At 38.9% G+C, this 1,343-nt stretch carries 2 protein-coding genes and 2 pseudogenes; 1 reads left to right on the top strand and 3 read right to left on the bottom strand.

The window, feature by feature from the left end; all coding sequences use genetic code 11:
* Positions 1-300: 300 nt before the first annotated feature.
* A pseudogene (locus tag ACP4IT_RS12560) lies at positions 301-558 on the bottom strand (transposase); the annotation flags it as partial.
* Here ACP4IT_RS12560 and ACP4IT_RS12555 point away from each other — a divergent pair.
* A complete protein-coding gene (locus ACP4IT_RS12555; RefSeq protein ID WP_024855729.1) occupies positions 557-757 on the top strand; it encodes a hypothetical protein in 201 nt (66 codons plus the stop codon). The pseudogene ACP4IT_RS12560 and the gene ACP4IT_RS12555 sit on opposite strands and share 2 nt — an antisense overlap.
* A gap of 138 nt (positions 758-895) precedes the next feature.
* Here ACP4IT_RS12555 and ACP4IT_RS12550 read toward each other — a convergent pair whose 3' ends face one another.
* Positions 896-973, bottom strand: a complete 78-nt coding sequence (locus ACP4IT_RS12550; protein WP_235708434.1) for a putative holin-like toxin — start codon at positions 971-973, stop codon at positions 896-898.
* 264 nt (positions 974-1,237) lie between these two features.
* Positions 1,238-1,343, bottom strand: a pseudogene (locus ACP4IT_RS12545) (IS5-like element ISLpl3 family transposase); the annotation flags it as partial.

Below are 1,343 nucleotides of genomic sequence, written 5' to 3'. Positions count from 1 at the left end.
TCGGAATAGGTTATACTAGACAAAAGATCAGCTCCTAAAAGATGGGTTTGTGGTAAACACCATTTTAAAGGAAGCTGATCTTTTTTGTCCGAACAGCGTTCGGATTAATTTTACAATCTACCATAAATCAACCTTTCTTGGCTTAGTCCGCTTACGTATGCCTTCTAGATATGTCCGGATTAATTCAAATTGTTCACGAGAGATGTCGCTACTATAATGGTGTGCAAAGCTTTTCATGGATTAAAAACTCCTGTTTTTGATCTAATTTAACTAAAATCAAATCGAATGTCAAAGTATCCAAACACGTTCTAATAGCGAATCAGCTGTCGGGTCTGGTTTATCTCGCCACATATCGTAATAGCGGTAGACGGTATGCCATTCCGGGAAATCGTGCGGTAATTCACGCCATTGACACCCTGTAGTAAGCGAGTAAAGGATGGCATTGAATACGTCATAAAGATCATAACGACGCGGTCTTGTATGCTTGCGGAAGTTTTCTAAATCAGGTTGTATTAACGCAAATTGCGCTCGAGAAATATTGCTTGGACAATCTGGCATGACAAACTCCTCAGTCGGTTTTCCACAATTCTACCAGATTCAGCAGATACTAGACAGGTTCTTAGGACTAAAAAATAAGTTAAATGATTTACACCATGAAATCAGTAATCGAACGCAAAAACAACTGAAAGCATTTGCTAAACAGAATCCAGAAATTAAACAACCAGATTCTGAACCTGATCAAAGCCTAAAACGTTAGCCAGTTTTTAAGGGACATGCTATAATGTAATAGAAAAAGGAAGTCCCGCTAGAACAGGGCTTCCCATGTAGAGCCGTTAAAGACGGTGGCAGATTTTAACGATATTTAATAACCGCTAGCTGACCAGAGCTAAGGCGGTTATTTTTTTTGCTTACTTTTGATCAGCTCAACAATTAATGCGATTAAGGCCACGATAAAAGTACCGAAAGCCAGCATTAATTGTAAAGCGTCCGCAACGGACACCTAGGCTACTCCTTTCGTTAGGATTTATGGGCTTTAAAGGTTTAACACCATAAGCACCACCTCCGATTGGAAATAGCCACCGCCTTAACTTCTCTACAAAATACCATTATACAGGGAATCTATATCACTATCCAAGTTTTCAAACAAATTTGCCTGATCGCTATATTACTAGTGAGAACCAATTTAAACGGATTAACTTTCAGGTTAATCCTTATATTACTAGGGTCCGTCTGAAAACTACTTAAGTAAGATGCAAATTGAGGCAATGTAAACCGTAGCCAGATAAACATGAGCGAGCTTATCATAACGCGTTGCAATCCTACGAAAGTTCTTCAACTGATTG

Origin of the sequence: Levilactobacillus sp. LN180102, from assembly GCF_050106635.1 — a bacterium.
Taxonomy (GTDB): domain Bacteria; phylum Bacillota; class Bacilli; order Lactobacillales; family Lactobacillaceae; genus Levilactobacillus; species Levilactobacillus brevis.
Note: the sequence above shows the minus strand (reverse complement) of the source record. Positions and strands in the feature narration are given on the sequence as shown.